Below are 19,851 nucleotides of genomic sequence, written 5' to 3'. Positions count from 1 at the left end.
GGCGACGTCGAGCCCGCGCGGGAGATGATGGCAGGGTGATTGAAGCACTGGTTTTCGACATGGATGGCGTGCTGGTCGATTCGGAGCCGATCTGGGAAGAGGTGCGACGCGGCGTCGTCGCCGAATACGGCGGCACGTGGCTGCCGCAGGCGCAGACGGCGCTGATGGGGATGAGCACCCCCGAGTGGGCGGCTTATCTGAGTGACGACCTCGGCGTCGGGAGGGCTCCGGAGGAGGTCGCGACCATCGTCATCGATCAGATGGTGGCTCGTTACCGAGGACACCTACCGGTGCTGCCGGGTGCGGATGACGCCGTACGGCGCTGCGCAGCGCAATGGCCACTCGGCCTCGCCAGTTCGTCGCCGCGCAGACTCATCGACGCGGTACTCGACGCGGCCGGCTGGACCGACCTGTTCGAGGTCACCGTCTCGACCGAAGAACTCGACCGCGGCAAACCCGCACCGGACGTGTATGAGCAGGCCGTACGGCAACTGGGCCGGGAACCAGCCGCATGCGCGGCCATCGAGGATTCGTCGAACGGCATGCGATCGGCGACGGCGGCAGGTTTGATTCTCATCGCGGCGCCGCGGCCCGACTACCCGCCTGCTGAAGATGCCCTCGCGCGGGCGGCCCTGGTGATCGACGGAATCGACGCGCTGACCACGGACGCGATCGAGTCGCTGGGCGAAGATCAGGCAAGCACGCGGTAGGTGACTGTGGCGGTCTGACCGCGCTGACCGTTGTCGACTGATATGAGATCGGCGAAGTCTTCGCCCCGTTCCTCCGCCGCGTCGGCCGCGACGTTCTCGAAGTAGAACAGGCGCTCGTGCTCGGAGCGCCACAGATCTCGTGTCGACGGGACCTGGTGAACGATCGTCCGGTTACGCATTGATGGGCGGTCCTTTCGCTTGCAGTACCCCGTCGCCCGGCAACGACGCCGTGGTTCGCCCGAGGTGCGTGTCGAGGTGTGCGGCGATCCGCGCTGCGGCGTGCACCCGGGCGCCCTCGAAGGTGAGTGGGTCGTGTCCCGTGAGATCTGCGACCTTGAGTAATCGGTAAGCAATCGTGTTGCGATGCAGGTGCAGGGCCCGTGCTGCCGCCTGCGCATTGCAGGAGTGATCGAGAAATGTCCACAACGTCGCTCGGAGCAGGTCATGACCATCGAGGGCTGCACAGATCTGCCGGTACCGGTCGTGTACCTCTGCAGAGGTGGTCGCGACGCTGTAGGCGAAGACGACGTCGTCGAGGCACGCCAGTGAATGCGTTGATTCACCGATCTGATTGAGGGTGCAGATGAGGTGTGCGTGCTCGACGGCTGACGGGATCTCCGCATGTGAGGCCGCGGAGAAGGCACCGCCGGCATACGCGGGAGGGGAGCCGAGCAGTCCACCACCCGCTTCGTCGAGCAGTTGCCGCACCGATTCGAGTGTGTGTCGGCCGTCGTTGTCGGTGGTCTGTTGGGGGACCAGCGCGGTCCAACTGCTGCGTTCCGGCGCGACGAGCGCTCCCGAGATGTCCACCAGGCGTTCGTAAAGACCTCGGGTCGCGCCCGAATCACCGTCCAGCGGGCAGATGGTGATCACCAGATATCGGGAGGCGAGTGGAGGAAGATGCGCCAGCGACCAACTCTGCGGAGCCTGACCGCGCAGGAGGGCCACTGCCACCGTGCGCGCGGTGTCGTTCCTGTCGGGGAGGTCGCTCGCCGGTGCCTGGGTGCAGGCCACGGCGATCCGCGCCGTGATCCGGGTCATGTAGCGCATGAGTTGACCTGCACCCGCGATCAGGATCTCCTGCTCGTCCGGGGTCGAGCCCTCGGACAGTCGGGACCAGATCAGTGAGGCTGCGGAACGATATGCGTCGAGAATGCTCTCGAGTGGTACCCCGTCGTGATGGCGCGTGAGCGCGAGCGCCACCACGGGTTCGAGCTCGGTATCGCTGGGCTCGACGCCGGTGACCATCGACCTGATGAAGAGATCGATGTTTCGGTGGACACCGAGGACGAAGTCCCCTTCGACCAACGCTGCAGGCGTCTGTTGGTACGGCGGCAGTTGTTCAGAGAACCCGGTTATCACCCCGACGGCCCGCCGGTGCAGATTCTCGAGCGCCGCCTTGCGGTTCGCGGTCATCTCCGTTGACAAAGCATTCTGGTATAGATCCCCCTGGCGAGAGTGGTGTGTCGTGGTAAGGACACCTCACTCAAGTGTGGACCCGCCATGACTGAAAGAGAGAATTTCGAAGCAAATTTTTGTGCATTCGCACAAGGTTTCGTCACCCACCAGGGAAGTTCTCCGGAAGGGGAGCGAGGTCCGCCATGAATTTGGGTCCCGGTGGGAGTCCGCGCAGGATGGCCGTGGTCCACGCCACGGCGGGCGGCCATCCGACCACAGCATTGACGACGTGTTCAGGTAGTGGCATCGAGTAGAAGCGCATGTCTGCGCCGCGATCCCAATACGACTGCACGGTGGGCAGCACCACGTCCGCAGGCGGGATGAGTTCGTCCCACACGCCGTGCCACCAGAAGATCGGGGTGTCCGGGATGTGTTTGCCGAGGCTGTTGTCTTCGAGCACTTCTGCGATCGCCGGCTCGGTGGCCAGCGACTTGCCGGGCTGAAAGTAGGAGCTGATCGGGCGGTAGAAACCACCCAGGGCAAGTGTGGCGTAGCAACGACGGTGTGCGTCTGCGACCAGTTGTTGACCTTCTGCATCGAGGAGGTCTGCCGGTTTGAACTGGTCGGGATAGTTTCGCGACAGTGCGGCCCAGCCCAGCCACATCGTGAAATTGCTCAGTCCGGTGAGCCCCGGTTGTGGTTCGCTCGCGTACTCGACCTGCGCCGCGAGGTCCGCCGGGAAGCCACCGAACGCGCTACCGAGCAGATGGACATCCGGCGCATAGGATTCTCGCAATTCGGCGGCGCGAATCGATCCGGATCCCCCGCCCGAGTATCCGTAGAGGGCGATACCCGAGTTGCTGAGGCCTTGCGTCTTGTCGTTCTTGACGGCGCGCAGGCTGTCGAGCACCATCTTTCCTTCGTCGTACGTGTTGAATGTGTTGAACTTTCCATCGAAGTCGGGGATGTTGATCGCGAAACCCTGCCCGAGCCAATAGATCAGGAGTGCCGACTCCTTCATCGTTCCGGTCTGCAGGGTGTGCGATGGATTGCAGGACGAGTCGGTGGAGTCGATGGCCTCCTGGAACGACAGCACCGGTCGGGGGCTGCCCTCCCACGGTATGCCGGGCACGATCAGCGACGTGGCAGTGACGATCGGCCGGTCGTGCACGTCGTTCGACCGAAAGAGTAGTTGCTTGGTGTACACGGGAAACGGGATGCCGAGAATCCGCGTCTGGACTTCCCGGCTGCGTACGATCTGCCCCGCAGCATACGAAGCGAGGTCCGCTGGATCGGCGTACCAGGGGTCGTCCTCCGGAGTGGGGATCGGTAGCTGATCGTAGATGTCAGGTTCGGCAGGCAACTGCGGCAACTGGTTCTGGTCCGACGGGAAAGCGGGCGGGAATGACGGATCGGCCGACGCAGTACCGACAGCACTCATTCCCGCGATGCCCACGCACAACGCAACAACCAACGGCACCATCGATCGAAGTCGAGATCTGACCATGAATGAACGCCCCCTGGATCGGACCGGACCCACGATGGGCCCTGTCGTGACTGAGATCACTGTGCGTGGGGCGGGGGAGTGCGCGCTACTGACGGAGCGACGGAGTTGATGGTGCCGCACACGAGCACGTGCACTATGTCTTGGGACGAACAACTAGGCCGGTCGTTCGACCGGTTTCTTGAGCCGCACGTAGACGAGGACCGAACACAGCGCCAGCACGGCGGCCGTCGCGATCGACGCAGCGTGCATGCCGGACACGAACGCGTCGTTGGCCGAGTTCGTCAGCGCCGCAGCGGCCTCGGGACCGAGCTGCGCTGCGACGGATGAGGCGCCGCCGAGCGTCTCCTGAGCCGCCGCAGCCATCGAAGGGTCCAGAACTCCGGTGTCGAGACCCCTGCGGAAGATCGACATGACCACACTTCCCAGGACGGCCACGCCGAGTGCCACACCCAGTTCATAGGCGGTCTCGGAGACCGCCGACGCTGCACCGGCTCGTTCTGGCTCGACCGCGCTGACCACGAGGTCGGATGTGAGGGTCAGTGCGATCCCGACTCCGATTCCCACCAGCACGAAACCTGCGATGAACAGCCCGACGCCGCTCTCGCCACCCAATCCGATGAGCAGGAGTGCGCCGATGGCCGATATGGCGAGTCCACATGCCAAGACGGTGCCGGTGGCCCACACGCGGACGAGGTAGGCCGCACCCAGGGAGGCGACCGCACTGGCTGCGGTCCCCGGCAGCAACACGAGACCGGCTTCCAGTGGGCTGCAGCCCAACACCTGCTGCAGGTACTGCGACCCGAAGAACAACACCCCCGACAGCGCGAAGATCGACAGGAAGTTGGTGAACACGGCAGTCGAGAAGTCGGCTTTGCCGAACAGTTTCAGGTCGATCATCGGGGTGTCGAGGGTTCGTTGTCGGCGAACGAAGATGACGCCGGCCACGATTCCGACGAGTGCCGCGAACACGTCCGTCGGGCTCGGCCCGTGTGCCGCAGTCTCCTTCACGGCGTACACGATCGGCACCAGCGCCAGCATCGACAGCCCGGAGCTCAGCAGATCGAACCTTCCTGGACTCGGATCCTTCGATTCCGGGATGACCAAGGGGCCCAGAATGATCAGGGCGGCCATCAGGGGGAGGTTGATGAGGAACACCGAACCCCACCAGAAGTGCTCGAGCAGCCATCCACCGACGAGGGGGCCGCCCGCAGCGCCGCCGCCTGCCATGGCGCTCCACACCCCGATGGCGGTGACGCGCTGGCGGGGATCTTTGAAGATGGTCCGGATCAGACCGAGCGTGGCAGGCATCAGGGTCGCACCGGAAACACCCTGCAACACCCGCGCGGCGATGAGCATCTCCGGGCTGACCGCAAACGCCGCGAGCACCGATGCGATCCCGAATCCGGCCGCACCGATCAGGAGCAGGCGGCGCCGACCGATGCGATCGCCGAGGGTGCCCATGGTGATGAGCAGGCCGGCGAGGACGAACGAGTAGACGTCGATGATCCAGAGGAGTTGTGTGCTGGTCGGTTCGAGGTCGGCACTCAAGAACGGTAGGGCGATATCCAGCACGGTCGCATCGATCGCGATCAGGAGTACGGCAAACGCGAGTACGACGAGCCCCAGCCACTCCTTGGCTCCTGCGGTGTGGTGGGTGCCGTGCTGCGTTCCAGCGATGCGCGAGCGGCTCACGACGCGTACTCCCTTGTGTTCGGCCCGAAGAAAACCGTCCGGACGGTACAGTAACCGTAGCAGTGAACCGTCCAGCCGGTAAAGTACGGGCCATGGCCGCTGACACCCGTGATCGGATCCTCGATGCCCTCGAAGAGATGTTGCTGGACGAGGGCCTCTCGAGGGTCACGCTGGAGAGCGTCGCGAAGTCGGCCGGGGTGTCGAAAGGTGGTCTGCTGTACCACTTCGGCAACAAAGACGCACTGATCGCCGCGATGGTTCGGCGACTGGGAGAACGCTCGGACGGTCAGCGAACCGACGCCGCCCGCGGCGGAACCACGGTCGCCACCTGGTATCTCCAACCCCCGGAGTCGACGTCCGACAAAGAACTCGCGCTCTTTCGTTCGACCCTGGCGGCGTTGCGTAGCGTCGACGGCAACCCCGGTGAGATCCAGGCGGCGGTCACCGAGGTGATGCAACTCTGGGACGAGGGTCTACGCGCCGAGATCGACGATCCCGTGAACGCCGAGATCATCCGTCTCGTGGGCGACGGCCTGTACCTCGGCGGATTGCTCGGCCTGCCGTCGATCGATCCGGCACTCCATCAGCAGGTCGTCGATCGATTGCTCGGGGTCGGTGCAGGACGTCGCGGCGCGGAAGACTCTCGGGCCGGGGTCACCGAGGAGTGATCGGGGGCTCGGTGGACCACGGAAAGTTGATCCAGAGGTCGGTGTACTTCCACGTGTAGTCGGCGCGGATCACCGATGCCGGCTTCTCGTAGAGCACCGCGGTCCGGACCTCCGACGCGTGATCGCGGCAGAACGAGTGGACGAGTTCGAGGGTCTTCCCACTGTCGGCGACATCATCGACCACGAGAACGCTCAGGCCGTCGAGTTCGGTCGCGTCGAGGATCGGCGGCAGGATGACCGGACTGTCCAAGGTCGTCCCGACGCCGGTGTAGAACTCGACGTTCATCGTGAACAACGCCTTGCAGTCGAGCGCGTAGGCCAGCGCTCCGGCGGGTACGAGACCACCGCGGGCGATGCCGAGTACGACGTCGGGAGCGAAACCCGAGTCGGCGACGACCTGCGCCAGCTCGCGGCTTGCGCGTCCGAAGATCTCCCACGTCAACACTTCTCGATCGCTCATCAAGCAATGGTCGCATGTCCCGGACTCGTGGCATACGGATCACCACCCGGACCCCGGGGCTAGTGCTTGAAGCGGCCCGCGAATCCTCGCAGCGGGAGGTCGGCGCTGGTGATGATGCCTGGCCGCGCCGCGACGACGCTACGGATCGAGTTGAGCGCGGGTAAACCGGTGACCGTCATGCCGATGGAGGCGAAGTTGGCGGGATCGGACAGATCAACACCACGCTTGGGAAAGATCATGTGCTTGTTGTAGATGCACGGGTCGCCTTGGATCTGAGTGATGTAGCAGCCCTTGATATCCCAATTCGGTGTGGTGTGTGGAGTCATCTGCCATTCGAGATGGGTCTCGATCCTGGGGACGCCGTCGACCATGCCCTGGTACTTGATGTAGTTGCCGCCGAGAGATCCCTTGGGCAGTTGATACCAGCCCAGATCGACGTCCTTGGTGCATGCGCCGAGTTCGTAGCTGAACGTCACCTCGTCGAGTTCGAGGCCGAAGCAGTCAGCCATCAGGAGCACGCTGTCGCCGAAGACACGCGTGTACTTCTCGAGTTTGTCCGGAATGCTCGGATCGTCGACGGGCAATCCGTAGCCGACCTCGATCCAGGTGTCCTTCGAGTGGTGGCAGGACACGTCGACCGATTCGAGGGTGATGATGTTCTCGATCTCCGCGACATCGGCCGAGCACACCACGCCGAGGATCTGGTTGACACCCGGATTCATGCCGGTGCCGTAGAACGTCGACCCGCCCCGCTGACACGCTGCTTCGAGCACCTCGGTGACCTTCTTGCCCGAGGAGTGCGGATGATTCTCGTCGCGGTGGTGACCGGTGATGAAGTCGGCGGTGGTGACGATGTTGATTCCCGCTTCGAGCACTTTCTCGTAGAGGTCTTCGTCGGGAAAGACTCCGTGGAATGTCACGACGTCGGGGTGTGCGGCGATGATCTCCTCGACGGTGCCGGTGGCCGTCACGCCGATGGGGTCGAGTCCGGCGATCTCACCTGCGTCGCGCCCGATCTTTTCCGCTGTGTAGCAGTGCAATCCGATGAGTTCGAGGTCGCGGTGGGTGCCGATTCGCTTGATCATCTCGGTTCCCACGTTGCCGGTCGCGACCTGGAAGATCCGAATCGGGGTGTGCGCAGGCGTGCTCATGAGGTGGCCTTTCAGGCGGGGGGACTGGTGGATGCTCAGCGAGCAGTTGCTGCCTTCGGGTCGAAGTCAGCGGGATAGAACTGGGTGGCCCACTCTCTGATGGCGGTGAAGCCCTCGAACTCCGAGGGCGAGAGAGCAGGTGGGTCGGAGTAGCGCTGGTGCTTCCAGATTGCGATGTCGTTCTGGAACTGCTCGATCACTCCGCGGGCATTGCGCAGCGCACGAGAAGGGGGACCGTCGCTCTCGTCACCGGGGGCGCGTCCGATCCAGACGGTGAACCGGACGTCCGAGGTCGCGTCGTCGATCGGGGTGACGGAGGTCAGCGTGCGATTGTCGATCATTCCCCAGCTCTTGGTGCCCGCCACCCCGATTCCGCTGTTGATGGCCTGCACTCCACTGTTGATCTCGTCGGCAGGCACGTCGTCGAACGCGATGGTGAAATCGACGTAGGACACCGGGGCGTCGAAGTCGTGACGGGTGAATTCGGGCACCAGCGGGGTGTTGTGCACGTACTTGAAGTGGGCAAAGTCCACCCCGTTCTCCATCACGTATTGCGGATGGATCTCCAACCCGGTCTCGTACAGCGTGCTGTGGCCGAAAGCGGGGTAGTAGTCGGCGGAGCTCCTGCCATCGTCGAAGCCGGACAAGACATCAGCGACGTCGAAGTACGGTGCACGACGGTTCTCGTCGAACCAGATGAACACCGACTCACTGTGTTCGGTGACCGGGTAGGTGCGGATCCGCCTGCCCTTGTTGGGGCGTTTTTCGTAGGGAATGCACACGTTTCGTCCCTCGCCGTCCCACTCCCAGCCGTGGAACGGGCACCGGAGGATCTCTCCGTCGACGGTGCCTCCATGGCCGAGATGGGCACCGAGATGTTCGCAGTAGGCGTCCATCACCGTGACCTGACCGGATGCTGATCGCCAGGCGATCATCTCGGTGCCGAAGTACGTCATCCGATGAACGTCGCCGGCCTGGATCTCCGCGGACCACGCCACCTGAAACCAGCCCGTCGGTTTCATGGGCAGCGGTGTTTTCGCCATCGAGGCCTCCTGTACGCGTCATTGGACCCGAAACGAATGATAGACCCCTCTGCGAATGTTTGGAAGAGGTTTCTATGAATCTGGCCCTGGGTGATGAGGGGTCGATAGTATGGGACAGATGACCGACACTGAGGTTGCCGGCAGGCGCAGCAACAAACGGGGTATGGCGACTCGCGACAGCATGCTCGACGCGGCGTTGCGGTCCCTGGCCTCAGGTGAGCCCGGCGCGGTCTCGGGCAACCGTATCGCCAAAGAGATCGGCGCCACCTGGGGAACGATCAAGTATCAGTTCGGCGACATCGATGGTTTGTGGGCAGCGGTGCTGCACTACACCGCCGAGCGTCGAGGCGATCTGCCGGCGAGCGCGCCCGCGAGTGCGTCGCTGCGTGACCGGGTCAGCGCCATCGTCGACAATCTGTATGAAGGTTTGAGCGGCAAAGACTCTCGCGCCATCGAGACCTTGCGAGCCGCGATGCCGCGAGACCGCGCGGAGTTCGAACGGCTGTACCCGCTGACCGCAGCCGAGTTCGAATCATGGCGGCAGGCGTGGCTCGACACCTGCCGCCGCGCGTTCAGTGGTCTGGATGTCGACCCGGAACGAGTCGCCGAGGTCGCCGCGTTCATACCCGGCGCCATGCGGGGTATGGTCTCGGAGCGCCAACTCGGTACGTACACGGACCTGGACCTGGCCAGGCGTGGATTCACCAACGCGATAGTGAACTATCTCGAGCCGCCGCTTCCGGCAACCGGACCCGCCTGATCAGCTCAGGTGGTGGGGCTGGGGATGAGACTTGTGATCCCAGTCAGATCCTGTCGAATCCTGATCGGACGAGCCGGAGTCCGGATCTCCTTGTCCTGCAGGAACCACGGACACGATGATCGATTTCGATGTCGGGCAGTTGCTGTCGAGGGCGGTGGAGTCCAGCGGAACCAGCGGGTTGGTCTCGGGGTAGTACGCGGCAGCGCACCCACGCGGCGTGGCGTACTCGACGATACGGAATGTCGGTGCGCACCTGACGTTGTCGTCGTCGTCCCACCGCGAGACGATGTCGACGATGTCGCCGTCGCGATAACCGAGTGCCGAGATGTCCTCCCGGTGCATGAAGATCACCCGTCTGCCGCCCTCGATGCCCCGGTACCGATCGCTCAGTCCGTAGATCGTCGTGTTGAACTGATCGTGACTGCGGAGTGTCTGCAGGATCAGGTGGCCTGCGGGGACCTGCAACACCTCGATCGGTGAGACGGCGAATTCGCCTCGGCCGGACTCTGTCTCGAAGCTTCGGGTGTCGCGGGGTGGGTGGGGGAGTATGAAGCCTCCCGGTCTGCGGACGTTGACCTCGTAGCCTTCGCACCCGGGAACGACTCGGGAGATGTGGGCGCGGATGGTGCGGTAGTCCTCGCGCATGGAAGCCCAGTCGATGCCATGGCGGTCACCGAGGGTCGCCTGCGCGATGCCGGTGACGATCGCGACTTCCGATCGCAGGTGAGGACTCGCCGGTGCGAGCGGTCCCCGGGAGGCGTGGACCGAACAGGTCGAATCCTCGACCGTGATGAATTGCGGCCCGCCGGCCTGTACGTCCTTCTCCGTACGTCCGAGGGTGGGCAGGATGAGTGCGGTCTCCCCGCACACGAGATGGCCGCGGTTGATCTTCGTAGAGATCTGCACTGTCATCCGGGCGCTGCGTAGGGCTTTGAACGTGACGTCGCTGTCGGGTGTGGCTTGCGCGAAGTTCCCGCCGAGACCCAGGAAGAAGTGGGCCTTCCCATCGCGCAACGCGCGGATCGAGTCGACGGTGTCGAGGCCGTGTTCACGCGGCGGATCGAAGTCGAACTCGCGTTGCACCGAGTCCAGGAAATGCTGGGGCGGTCTTTCCCAGATACCCATGGTGCGGTCTCCCTGGACGTTGGAGTGTCCGCGGATGGGGAAGAGTCCGGCGCCGGGCTTGCCGATATTACCTTGTGCGAAGGCAAGATTGGTGACTTCTTTGATTGTGGCGACCGCATTGCGGTGTTGGGTCAATCCCATCGCCCAACAGAAGACCGTGGCTTTCGAACGGCGTAGGAGCTCGGCCGCTTCCGTGATCTGCTGACGGGTCAGGCCGGTTGTCGTTGTCACGACTTCCCAGTCCACCGCCTTCACGTGCTCGCGCCAGGCCTCGAAACCGGTGGTGTGCGACTCGATGAAGTCGTGGTCCAGGGCGTCCCATTCGACGAGCAAAGACCCGAGAGCCTGAAACAGGGCGAGGTCACCGTTGAGCGCGATCGGCAGGAACATGTCGGTCAGGTCGGTGCCCGGCCCGACCATGCCACGCGGGGTCTGCGGATTCTTGAAGTTGACCAACCCGGCTTCACGCAGGGGGTTGATGGCCATGATCTTCGCGCCGTTCTGCTTTGCCTTCTCGAGGGCCGAGAGCATCCGGGGATGATTGGTGCCCGGATTCTGCCCCGCGATGATGATCAGTTCGGCGTTGTAGACGTCGTCGAGGGTCACGCTCGCCTTGCCGATCCCGATCGATTCCTGGAGGGCGATCGAGGTGGATTCGTGGCACATGTTGGAGCAGTCGGGCATGTTGTTGGTGCCGAACGCACGGGCGAACAGCTGGTAGACGAACGCGGACTCGTTCGACGCCCGTCCCGAGGTGTAGAAGATCGCCTCGTCGGGCGTCGCAAGACCGTTCAGTTCGTCGGCGATGAGTGCGTACGCGTCATCCCATGCGATGGGCTCGTAGTGGGTCCCGCCGGGACGTTTGATCATCGGGTGGGTGATGCGACCCTGTTGACCGAGCCAGTGCTCGGTGTGACTGTCCAGCTCGGCGATGCTGTGAGCAGCGAAGAACTCTGGTGTGGCCCGGGTAGTCGTGGCCTCCTCGGCCACCGCTTTCGCGCCGTTTTCGCAGAACTCCGCGGTGTGCCGGTGACCTGGGTCGGGGTCGGGCCAGGCGCAGCTCATACAGTCGAATCCTTCGGCCTGATTGAGCGAGAGCAACGTCTTCGCGGTGCGGACCGGCCCCATGTGGCCCAGGGCGCGTTTCATCGAGACGGCGACCGCTGTGGCGCCCGCCGCGTGATCCTTGGGCGGTTCGATGTCGAGGTGGTCCACATCGTTCTCGTTGTTGTCGTTCTGTGCCGGCATGGTGCCCCTTCGTCTGTCGCGCGCTCACGGCAAGGCGTCGTTCGATGGCCTGCGTGAATCATGGTTACCCCGTCGGGCCGGTCCTCACGCCTGGTGCTCCGGCGGTCATCGCGATGACAATTCCCGGATGATGTGGCGTGCCGGGGCGGTGATGGTCACCAGTCTTGCCACTGAACTGATGGTCACCGAATCCGTCGACTCGAGAATCTGTTCCACCGAGTCGAGCCTTCGGCCCGCGTCGGCCGCCGACTGCTCGACATCGGTCGCGGTCGCCGTATCGTCGGAACACCGCCGAACCAGATCCGCCAGCTGGGCGAACATGTCCGCCAGACACTGTCGCGTCCGCTCCTCGAACGGACCCGATTCTTGCCGGGTGGTCTGCAGGGTTTTACCGAGTTCTTCCACGTGTGACCAGGCGTGTCGCAGCGCAGACAATATGTTTTCGTGATCGGATCCCACTCCACCAGTTCGCAGTCTCGGGTTGAGGCGCCGACTCTCACGATCGAGTGCAACGGCTTGCTCGGCGTCGCGCATGAGCACGACGGCCGCACGCGCCCGCATACCGGAATCGAAACGCTGCCGGTCGTCGCTGATAGCCGCCTCACCCATGTGCTCCAGCACGTCGGCGAGGTCTTCGGCAACTCGCGCGATGGCGTCCGCAGCTTTGAGTTGATAGACCGGCGGGGCTATGGCGGCATTGACGGCGATGCCGATGGCCGCACCGATCGCGGTCTCGATGAGCCTGTCGACCAACGCGGATTCCTCCATCGATCCCGACGTCATGATCAGCAGAGCGGTGATACCGATCCAGGTCCCGCTGTCACCGAAGAAGCGCCACTGTCCGATCAGCAGGCCGACAAGCACTGCGACGAACAGAGCGAGCAGGTCCCACCGGATGAGCCCGGTCGCCACGCTCGCCAAGATGACCGCGATGAAAGCCGCCGCCAACTGTTGGGCCGCGGAATGGATGGACCGATAGACGGTCGCGGCGACGATGAAGATGGCGGACCACGGAGCCAGGAACGGCTGCGAGAAGTGGAGTACGTCGGCTGCGATCACCCACGCGATCACAGCAGCGACGCTCGCCTTGATCGCTTGTAGCAGCGCTGCACGCTCCATGCCGGACTGCGTGACCGCTCGCCGCAACCACGTCCCCGGCGCGGCCAGTACGCCGCCGCGGCGAGCCCACCTCCTGGTAGCCGCGAAGAGTGACACGCCGTACACAGATCCTTCCGAGATGTGGGCCTGGGTTCCAGCGGTACCCGTCTGACCGGTGAGCAAACCGGGGTGGGGTGGTGTTTCCCGGACCTTGCCAGTGGATATCCGACAGGTATGCCGGTCCCGCCACCGTCAGGCAGGGGCCCCGCGGACACAGGAAAGAGGGTCGCAGGACTCATGGAATCGTCGCATTCGTCGTGATCGCCATCGTTGTGATCGTTGTGGTCATCCTCTTACCGCGCAGGAAGAAGTCGCAGCAACCGCATGACAACCAGCCGCACCTGCAGCACGAGCACCGCACGGGACGGGCGCGGGCCCTTCGCGATCGGCTTCGCTCCAAAACGCCTCGAGACTGAAGGCGACGCGGGCAGATAGGTTCCACCGGGGGTCGTCCAGAGTGACGAACTCGATGATTGCGTCTGGCGCGGATCGGATACCCCGGGGACGGAGGGCAGAAGCGGAAGGTGTGAGGTGGACGGGCGGACGTTGCACTACGGCGAGTTCTACGGCGTCTCGGACGAACCTGATGCCGACGGCCGGGATCTTCTGCTCGTGTGGGGCAATTGCCAGGCAGAAGCCCTGCGCATCGCGATCTCGTCCTCTGTCGACATTCCGTACCGGACCGTGCGGGTGCCGCCCGTCCATGAACTCGAGGCCGGCGACATGCCGTCGGTCGAACGGCTGGTCCGGCGCGCTGCAGTGATCGTCACGCAACCGGTGCGCGCGGGATACCGGGGATTGCCGATCGGCGGGCAGGATCTGATCGAGATTGCACCCTCGGCGACTCGGATTGTGTGGCCGGTGATCCGGTACGGCGGGTTGTACCCATTCCAGGTGATCGTCAGGCATCCGGAGAGTCCTGCCGCGACGCCCGCGGCAGTCCCGTACCACGACTTGAGAACCGTTGTGGCTGCGCGAGATCGACGGACGTCGTTCGGGGATTGGGACATCGAACTCGAACCTGATCGTGTTCGCGCTGCGGCGCAGTGGAGTGTCGAGCAACTCGCGGCTCGCGAGCGTCGGCAGTGCGATATCCCGATTTCTGATGTTCTGCTCGGGCTCGGAGCTGACGCGGCCCACACGATCAACCATCCGGGCAACCGCGTGCTGCTCACCTTGGCAGGTCGCATCCTCGACGAGCTCGGCGCCGGCGGGCCGTCTTCGCCGGATCGCGAGTTGCTGGGCAATGTTCGGGCACCGTTGAATCAGGGAGTCGTTGATGCGCTCGGTCTCACCGCGAGCGCGCGAGAGGATTGGCTGGTCGGCGGCCTGCCGATGAGCGACGAGTACGTCCACGAGCGGCAGTTGGCCTGGTACGCGGAACATCCGGAGTTCATCGAGGCTGCGCTGGACCGGTATGTCGAGTTGATCGACATCCTGGGACTTTCATGACCCGACCCATCGGGCACTTTGTCCTCGGCCCCCGTTCTCACGGCGTCGTCCGTTACGCACGTTCGGTTCTCGACGCCGCGATGGTGATCGGCGCGGATCACCGGCTGCTTCTCGATGGCGCGCCGCATCTCGGCTGCCGTGCCGCTGCGCTCGAGTGCGGCATCGTGCACATTCATGTCACCGACAAGCTGTTCGGCCGTAGCCCCGCGGCAGCACAACGGAGTCTGCTCTCGACGATGGCGAACCTTCGGCGGCCCGTCTCGGTGACGTTGCACGATGTGCCGCAACCGTCCGATGGTCCGGGCATGCGCCCCCGCGCGGCCTTCTACGCTGCGGTGGCGCGGCAGGCGGCGGGGGTGATCGTCTCGAGTCACCACGAGGCTGCACTGTTTGCGCAGTTCGTCGATGCGTCCATCGAGGTGCAGGTTGTGCCCCTCATGTTCGAGGGTGTTCGGGTCGAGAAGCCGTCGCTCACGCGAGAGGTGACTGTCGGGGTCCTCGGATTTCTGTATCCGGGAAAAGGGCATCTGGAAACGTTGCAGGCGATGGCCGATCTCGACCCGTCGGTCGGCTTTCTCGCACTCGGAACTCCTTCTCCGGGTCATGACCATCTTGTCGACGACTTGGGGAAGATCGCAGCGGACTCCGGGCGCACCTGCGAGATCACCGGTTTCCTCACCGACGACGAACTGCGTCGACGTATGGCCGAAGTCACCGTCCCGGTGGCGTACCACCGGCACATGTCTGCGTCTGGTTCGATCAATGCCTGGATCTCGGCGGGACGCAGGCCGCTGGTTCCCAGGACGGCTTACACCCTGGAACTGGCGGCGCGGTCACCCGACGTGGTGGCGATGCATCCGAACAACAACGACGCGTTGCGGTCTGCGGTCGCGGACGCGGTTGCGAGCCCTGAACACACCTGGACCGACTCAGCGGTGACGACGTCACCGACCGCGGTCGAGGTCGCCCAGGAATACGACCGGCTGCTACGACGGTGGAGCGCGTGAACGTCATCCGGCTACAGGGCGGGCGGGTTGTCCTACCGGACAATCGGTGGGACCTCGCCGATGAACGCTCGACAACACCTCTGGTCAGCGTGGTCATCCCGTACTACAACCAGCCTCGGCAACTGTCGCTGGTCCTCGAGGCGCTCACGGCCCAGACGTATCCGGCAGACCGCATGGAGGTCGTGGTCGCCGACGACGGCTCGACCGATCCGCCGGACGTCGAGCACTGGTCGTCCTCTCTGTCCGTGGTGGTGGTGCGACAGGAGGACAAGGGATTTCGGGCAGCTGCCGCCCGCAATCTCGGGGCGGCCGCGTCGGCGGGGTCGATTCTCTGCTTTCTCGATGCGGATACCGTCCCCACCCCCGATTATGTCCGCCAGGCCATCAGACTGCCGGCGGTGGCGCCGGACTCGATCGTGGTCGGGCGCAGGTTGCATGCGGATCTGGGAGGTGTCGTCCCGGGACGGGTCGGCGAGTGGTTCGCCGAGAATCTCGTGGCCGCACGATCTTACGACGAACGCGAACCCCGATGGCTGAAGGACGCCTACCGACGCACGTCGGATCTCCTCAGGCCGGGATGGGACGGGTACAAGTATGTGATCAGCGCCGTGTTCACCTGCAGCCGTGAGCTCTTCGACGACATAGGCGGTTTCGACTCCACCTTTGTGCACTACGGGGGAGAGGACTGGGAGCTGGCCAATCGTGCATTCATGATGGGCGCAGTGTTCGCCCACGAACCCGCTGCGGTCGCGTGGCACGACGGTCCCGATTGGGCCGAGCGACCGGTCCCGGACCGGCTCGCAGCCAAGAACGCCGAAGCTCTGGCGCTTGCCCCGCTGATCACCGATCCTGCCGCCAGGACCGCGGGCCTGGGGTATCCGGTTCCTGACCTGACTGTCGTCGTCGACACCGAGGGTCATACCGCGCCGTCGTTGCTGCAGACGGTCGCGAGCGTACTGCGCGGCGTCGACGGTCGGGTGTGGCTGCGTGGGCCCGCGGCGAACACTCTTCACGATGCTCTGGGAATCGAGGACTCGCGCGTCTGCGTAGGGTATCCGGGCCCGGCGATACTCGGCCGCTGTCGCTTCTATGCCGAGGTGAGCGGACGAGTGATGTTCTCCGAGAACAGTCTTCCGCTTCTCGTAGAAGAACTCGCGCCGGGAGAGGCAGGTCAGGTGGTTGTCGATTTCGACCGATCACAGGCGGCGGCGGTGATCGTGTGGTCGTCGCGTGCGCGTCATCGATCGCGTCGGTGGTCGAAGGATGCACAGATCACGGAGGACGAACTGCTTAGAGCCCTGTTCGACGTTCGACGTGTGGCGTCGACCGCAGTCGGGGTCGACGTCGCGGAGGCCGAACCGGCGCTGGCCTGGTGACCGGGGGCGACGACGTCACCGTCTTCGCCCCCGGGTGACCGCTACTTACCAGGGTCGTTCGCTGCGGCGATCTCCACCTCGGCCGTTGCCTGGATGAGCGCCAGCAGATCCTTGTCCAGGCCCGGCGCGAACTCCTCGCGTCGCTCCGGCGCGATGGTCATCGGAAAACCCTCGGGCTTGATCGCAGTGGACAGTTCGGTCCCGTCACCCGACGGCGACGCCCCGCGATAGAGCTTCGCCGCCTGACTCTTGTCGTCTGCGCTGAACGTGTACTGAATGCTCTGCAGTCCCTTGTCGACCAGCTTCTTCACCTCGGGAAAGCGTTCGGCATTCGTCTTGGGAATGGGAAGTACCGAACCCCAGTTCACCCCGAGGCTCTCCAGTGCCTTGGCGAAGGCGTTCTCGTGGGCCTGGTCACGCACGATCAGGTACGAGATCGTCGACCGCGCAGCCTTGTTGTCGGTCATCTCGTAGATTCGGCACTTCTGGAGTCGCCCGGTCGACTCGAGCATCAGGTTGTAGAGCAGGTCCAGGACCAGATTGCCGCTGTTGTACACATAGGAACCGGACCACGGGTTGCCGGCGGCGTCTACCGGGAGCGCTCCCTGTGCGCCGACGAGATAATGGTGAATGTTGCTGGTATCGAGGGCGATGTTGAGCGGCGTAGCCCCCTTTGCGCCCGGTTTGTCGACAGGGTCGGTCTTCTTACCCTTGTACTCTGGGGAGCCATCCAGCAGGCGGGAGATGGTCGTGCCGATGAGTTCGACGTGACTGATCTCCTCGGTTCCGACACCCTGGAGCAGATCCTTGTAAGCCTTGGAGGCCGGGTCGCCGCGAAAGTTCATGGACTGGAACAGATATTGCATCATGGTTCGCATCTCACCGAACTGTCCACCAAGACCCTCTTGGAGAGCATTCGCGGCGGCGGGATCGGGCTCGTCGACGATTATTTCGTTGATCAATTCTTGAGTGTGCAGATACATGAGTCTCCTCAGATCACGTCGAACCGATTTCGGGTGTACCGAAACGTGGCCATGCCTCGATCGCCGAACGATAGGTCCGGCGAAGACATTGTGCAGGTATGTTTTTGACGAAAGACGAGCACAGAACCGCTCGAAAGAGGTGTGCAGGCAGTGCTCGTAGACAGACCACCGCATTCTGGAGCAACCAGTCGAGATCGGAATACCCACGACCTTCGGGAACAAACACCGCAACATCAATTGACGCGATGTGCTCAGCGTGGAGCCGGACGTCTGGACGACCTGAACAACTGGACGACGTGGCGAGCCACCCCCCCCCGCGAACCTTGCTACCGTCCGAGGAGTTCGTCGGAGATGATGCGCATCTGTATTTCGCTGGTGCCTTCGAAAATCTTGGTCAAACGCGCATCGCGCCAATATCGTTCGACCTGGAAGTCGGTGGTGTAGCCCGCGCCGCCGTGGATCTGGACGGCTTCACTGGTTACCTGTTCCGCCATCTCGGTGGCGACGAGTTTGCACATCGATGCCTCCAGCGAGCAGCGTCGGCCGGTGTCGATGTCGGTCGCAACGGAGTACATCAATTGACGAGCTGCCTCGATGTCCGCCGCCATCTTGGCGATCTTGAACCGCAGGTACTGGAAGTCGGCGAGGGGGTGTCCAAATTGCCGTCGAGCATGCATGTACGCGATGGAATCCTCCAGTGCGCCGCGAGCCAGCCCGATCGCACGGGCGGCGGTGTGGGCGCGGCCGACCTCGAGCCCGGACACTGCGAGGTAAAAGCCCTTGCCCTCTTCTCCCAGCAACCGGTCTTTCGGAATCCGGAAATTGTCGAAGGCCAACTCCCAGGTATCCCAACCGAAGTAACCGATCTTGCGGATCTTGGTGCCCGAGATGCCCTCGGGAAAGTCGTTGCGCTGCTTGTCGATCAAGAATGCGCTGATGCCTCGGTGGGGTTTGGCGGGATCCTTGACCGGATCTGTTCTGGCGAAGAGGACCATGTAGTCGGCCTCGTAGGCATACGTGCACCACATCTTCGTGCCGGTGACGACCCAGTCGTCACCGTCGCGGATGGCCCTGCAGGCGATGTTGGCGACGTCGGACCCGGCGTCGGCCTCCGACAGAGCATAGGCGCCGAGGTACTCGCCGCGTGCAACGCGGGGAAGTAGGTCTGCCTCCTGCGCGGGTGTGAAACCGCCGCCCATGCCGTTACCGCGAGCGAGCAGACCGCTCACGCTCATCCAGGCCCGGGACAATTCTTCGGCCACCAGACAGTATTCGAAGACTCCCAGACCCAGGCCACCGAACTCCTCGGGGATCATGATTCCGAAGAACCCGATCTCCGCCATCGACTGCTTGAGCGTTTCTGGAATGGTGCCTTTGACCGGGTCGAGTTCATTCGCTGTCGGAAGTACCTCCTTCATCGCGAAATCACGGGCCAGGTCGCGGATTGCCAGTCGATCTTCGGTCAGATGGCGAGGCGAATCGGTGCGAGGCTGGGATGGCCTGTGAGTCATGGCGCTCCTCGGTCGAGTGGGGTGGTGTACATCGGTGCCGCCTGCGACTCTTGTGCGGCGCGCGAGAGCAGCCTATTCTGGTTTCGCGGTTGACACCCAGCCGCCGCGGAGGACATGAGCCGGGCGCCGCGGGTTGTGCAGAACCAATCGCGACGCCGTCACGATCTCGGATACACCATGCTGTCAACGCATGAGCTTTCCGCTACTCGTCGACGTAAGATATTGCCACGCATTGTGATCGAGACGTTCCTGCACATCTGTCCGGAGGGACGGATGCGGGATACGAGGTCCGGGGACACCACATGCATTCTCGTGAAGATGATTCGGTAGACCCGCGCACGGTGGAGCCGTCAGCGCCACCTGACATGTGGACGTCGCAGCCGAGCGCATTCAACGGCCGGGACGAACCAGATGTGACTGCGACCATCGCGCTCGCAGCCTCCTTCACCCTTGCCATCGGGTCGGTGGTCTTTGTTGCGGGCGTCGTCCTCGGCGGGTTGCTGCTGGCGCTGTTGAGCCTGTTGGTCGTGATCGCGGTGATCGGTCTGGCGTTCCTGCTTCGGTGGCTCGATTAGCTCACCTCGCGGCGTCGTCTACACTGA

At 63.8% G+C, this 19,851-nt stretch carries 18 protein-coding genes; 7 read left to right on the top strand and 11 right to left on the bottom strand.

Annotated elements, in window-relative coordinates; genetic code table 11:
* Positions 1-35: 35 nt before the first annotated feature.
* Entirely contained in the window at positions 36-710 is a 675-nt protein-coding gene (locus tag BH683_RS14620; RefSeq protein ID WP_210405216.1) for an HAD family phosphatase, read from the top strand.
* Here BH683_RS14620 and BH683_RS14615 read toward each other — a convergent pair.
* The 4 genes from BH683_RS14615 to BH683_RS14600 form a co-directional block, all read right to left on the bottom strand.
* The gene (locus BH683_RS14615) at positions 692-889 is read right to left on the bottom strand and encodes a hypothetical protein (protein ID WP_084836998.1); all 198 of its coding nucleotides are present in this window, start codon (positions 887-889) and stop codon (positions 692-694) included. The genes BH683_RS14620 and BH683_RS14615 overlap by 19 nt on opposite strands.
* The gene (locus BH683_RS14610) at positions 882-2,126 is read right to left on the bottom strand and encodes a helix-turn-helix domain-containing protein (RefSeq protein WP_084836997.1); all 1,245 of its coding nucleotides are present in this window, start codon (positions 2,124-2,126) and stop codon (positions 882-884) included. Before BH683_RS14610 ends, BH683_RS14615 begins: the two co-directional genes overlap by 8 nt.
* A gap of 142 nt (positions 2,127-2,268) precedes the next feature.
* Positions 2,269-3,591 (bottom strand): lipase family protein, encoded by a 1,323-nt coding sequence (locus BH683_RS14605; RefSeq protein WP_246833382.1) that lies wholly within the window; start codon positions 3,589-3,591, stop codon positions 2,269-2,271.
* A gap of 177 nt (positions 3,592-3,768) precedes the next feature.
* Positions 3,769-5,307 carry an MFS transporter gene (locus BH683_RS14600; RefSeq protein WP_084836995.1) on the bottom strand — a complete coding sequence of 513 codons (1,539 nt, stop codon included), beginning with the start codon at positions 5,305-5,307 and terminating at the stop codon, positions 3,769-3,771.
* A gap of 92 nt (positions 5,308-5,399) precedes the next feature.
* Here BH683_RS14600 and BH683_RS14595 point away from each other — a divergent pair, with 92 nt between their 5' ends.
* Positions 5,400-5,975 carry a TetR/AcrR family transcriptional regulator gene (locus BH683_RS14595; RefSeq protein ID WP_084836994.1) on the top strand — a complete coding sequence of 192 codons (576 nt, stop codon included), beginning with the start codon at positions 5,400-5,402 and terminating at the stop codon, positions 5,973-5,975.
* On the opposite strand, the gene BH683_RS14590 is transcribed toward BH683_RS14595, so the two are convergent.
* The 3 genes from BH683_RS14590 to BH683_RS14580 are packed head-to-tail and all read right to left on the bottom strand — an operon-like array spanning position 5,962 to position 8,629.
* Complete coding sequence (locus tag BH683_RS14590) at positions 5,962-6,435, bottom strand: phosphoribosyltransferase (RefSeq protein WP_084836993.1); 474 nt, start codon at positions 6,433-6,435, stop codon at positions 5,962-5,964. The genes BH683_RS14595 and BH683_RS14590 overlap by 14 nt on opposite strands.
* Before the next feature lie 59 nt (positions 6,436-6,494).
* Positions 6,495-7,586 (bottom strand): dihydrodipicolinate reductase, encoded by a 1,092-nt coding sequence (locus BH683_RS14585; RefSeq protein ID WP_084836992.1) that lies wholly within the window; start codon positions 7,584-7,586, stop codon positions 6,495-6,497.
* 35 nt (positions 7,587-7,621) lie between these two features.
* Positions 7,622-8,629 (bottom strand): Rieske 2Fe-2S domain-containing protein, encoded by a 1,008-nt coding sequence (locus tag BH683_RS14580; RefSeq protein WP_084836991.1) that lies wholly within the window; start codon positions 8,627-8,629, stop codon positions 7,622-7,624.
* Between the two features lie 118 nt (positions 8,630-8,747).
* Between BH683_RS14580 and BH683_RS14575 the strand changes: the two genes are divergently transcribed.
* The gene (locus tag BH683_RS14575; RefSeq protein WP_084837126.1) at positions 8,748-9,389 is read left to right on the top strand and encodes a TetR/AcrR family transcriptional regulator; all 642 of its coding nucleotides are present in this window, start codon (positions 8,748-8,750) and stop codon (positions 9,387-9,389) included.
* On the opposite strand, the gene BH683_RS14570 is transcribed toward BH683_RS14575, so the two are convergent.
* Together BH683_RS14570 and BH683_RS14565 are read right to left on the bottom strand one after the other, a co-directional pair.
* Entirely contained in the window at positions 9,390-11,762 is a 2,373-nt protein-coding gene (locus BH683_RS14570) for an FdhF/YdeP family oxidoreductase (RefSeq protein WP_084836990.1), read from the bottom strand.
* A gap of 105 nt (positions 11,763-11,867) precedes the next feature.
* On the bottom strand, positions 11,868-12,977 hold the full coding sequence (locus BH683_RS14565) for an aromatic acid exporter family protein (RefSeq protein ID WP_143696060.1): 1,110 nt from the start codon (positions 12,975-12,977) through the stop codon (positions 11,868-11,870).
* Positions 12,978-13,451: 474 nt separating this feature from the next.
* Here BH683_RS14565 and BH683_RS14560 point away from each other — a divergent pair, with 474 nt between their 5' ends.
* The 3 genes from BH683_RS14560 to BH683_RS14550 are packed head-to-tail and all read left to right on the top strand — an operon-like array spanning position 13,452 to position 16,755.
* Positions 13,452-14,372, top strand: a complete 921-nt coding sequence (locus BH683_RS14560; RefSeq protein ID WP_084836988.1) for a WcbI family polysaccharide biosynthesis putative acetyltransferase — start codon at positions 13,452-13,454, stop codon at positions 14,370-14,372.
* On the top strand, positions 14,369-15,379 hold the full coding sequence (locus BH683_RS14555; RefSeq protein WP_084836987.1) for a hypothetical protein: 1,011 nt from the start codon (positions 14,369-14,371) through the stop codon (positions 15,377-15,379). Before BH683_RS14560 ends, BH683_RS14555 begins: the two co-directional genes overlap by 4 nt.
* Positions 15,376-16,755, top strand: coding sequence for a glycosyltransferase (locus BH683_RS14550; RefSeq protein ID WP_084837125.1), 1,380 nt, complete (start codon positions 15,376-15,378; stop codon positions 16,753-16,755). Before BH683_RS14555 ends, BH683_RS14550 begins: the two co-directional genes overlap by 4 nt.
* Positions 16,756-16,796: 41 nt before the next feature.
* Here BH683_RS14550 and BH683_RS14545 read toward each other — a convergent pair whose 3' ends face one another.
* Positions 16,797-17,738, bottom strand: a complete 942-nt coding sequence (locus BH683_RS14545; protein WP_084836986.1) for a manganese catalase family protein — start codon at positions 17,736-17,738, stop codon at positions 16,797-16,799.
* A 326-nt stretch (positions 17,739-18,064) separates the two neighbouring features.
* A complete protein-coding gene (locus BH683_RS14540; protein ID WP_084836985.1) occupies positions 18,065-19,249 on the bottom strand; it encodes an acyl-CoA dehydrogenase family protein in 1,185 nt (394 codons plus the stop codon).
* A 302-nt stretch (positions 19,250-19,551) separates the two neighbouring features.
* Between BH683_RS14540 and BH683_RS14535 the strand changes: the two genes are divergently transcribed.
* The gene (locus tag BH683_RS14535; RefSeq protein WP_143696059.1) at positions 19,552-19,824 is read left to right on the top strand and encodes a hypothetical protein; all 273 of its coding nucleotides are present in this window, start codon (positions 19,552-19,554) and stop codon (positions 19,822-19,824) included.
* The last annotated feature ends 27 nt before the right edge of the window (positions 19,825-19,851 follow it).

The organism is Williamsia sp. 1138 (assembly GCF_002095435.2).
Taxonomy (GTDB): Bacteria; Actinomycetota; Actinomycetes; order Mycobacteriales; family Mycobacteriaceae; genus Williamsia.
The sequence above is the reverse complement of the archived record's forward strand: the minus strand, read 5'-3'. Positions and strand labels throughout refer to the sequence as shown.

Coding starts and splice junctions, on each gene's coding strand:
- BH683_RS14615 (WP_084836998.1), bottom strand. CDS start 889: ATGCGTAACCGGACGATCGTTCACCAGGTCCCGTCGACACGAGATCTG.
- BH683_RS14610 (WP_084836997.1), bottom strand. CDS start 2,126: ATGACCGCGAACCGCAAGGCGGCGCTCGAGAATCTGCACCGGCGGGCC.
- BH683_RS14605 (WP_246833382.1), bottom strand. CDS start 3,591: ATGGTGCCGTTGGTTGTTGCGTTGTGCGTGGGCATCGCGGGAATGAGT.
- BH683_RS14595 (WP_084836994.1), top strand. CDS start 5,400: ATGGCCGCTGACACCCGTGATCGGATCCTCGATGCCCTCGAAGAGATG.
- BH683_RS14590 (WP_084836993.1), bottom strand. CDS start 6,435: ATGAGCGATCGAGAAGTGTTGACGTGGGAGATCTTCGGACGCGCAAGC.
- BH683_RS14585 (WP_084836992.1), bottom strand. CDS start 7,586: ATGAGCACGCCTGCGCACACCCCGATTCGGATCTTCCAGGTCGCGACC.
- BH683_RS14580 (WP_084836991.1), bottom strand. CDS start 8,629: ATGGCGAAAACACCGCTGCCCATGAAACCGACGGGCTGGTTTCAGGTG.
- BH683_RS14575 (WP_084837126.1), top strand. CDS start 8,748: ATGACCGACACTGAGGTTGCCGGCAGGCGCAGCAACAAACGGGGTATG.
- BH683_RS14570 (WP_084836990.1), bottom strand. CDS start 11,762: ATGCCGGCACAGAACGACAACAACGAGAACGATGTGGACCACCTCGAC.
- BH683_RS14555 (WP_084836987.1), top strand. CDS start 14,369: ATGACCCGACCCATCGGGCACTTTGTCCTCGGCCCCCGTTCTCACGGC.
- BH683_RS14545 (WP_084836986.1), bottom strand. CDS start 17,738: ATGTATCTGCACACTCAAGAATTGATCAACGAAATAATCGTCGACGAG.
- BH683_RS14540 (WP_084836985.1), bottom strand. CDS start 19,249: ATGACTCACAGGCCATCCCAGCCTCGCACCGATTCGCCTCGCCATCTG.
- BH683_RS14535 (WP_143696059.1), top strand. CDS start 19,552: ATGCATTCTCGTGAAGATGATTCGGTAGACCCGCGCACGGTGGAGCCG.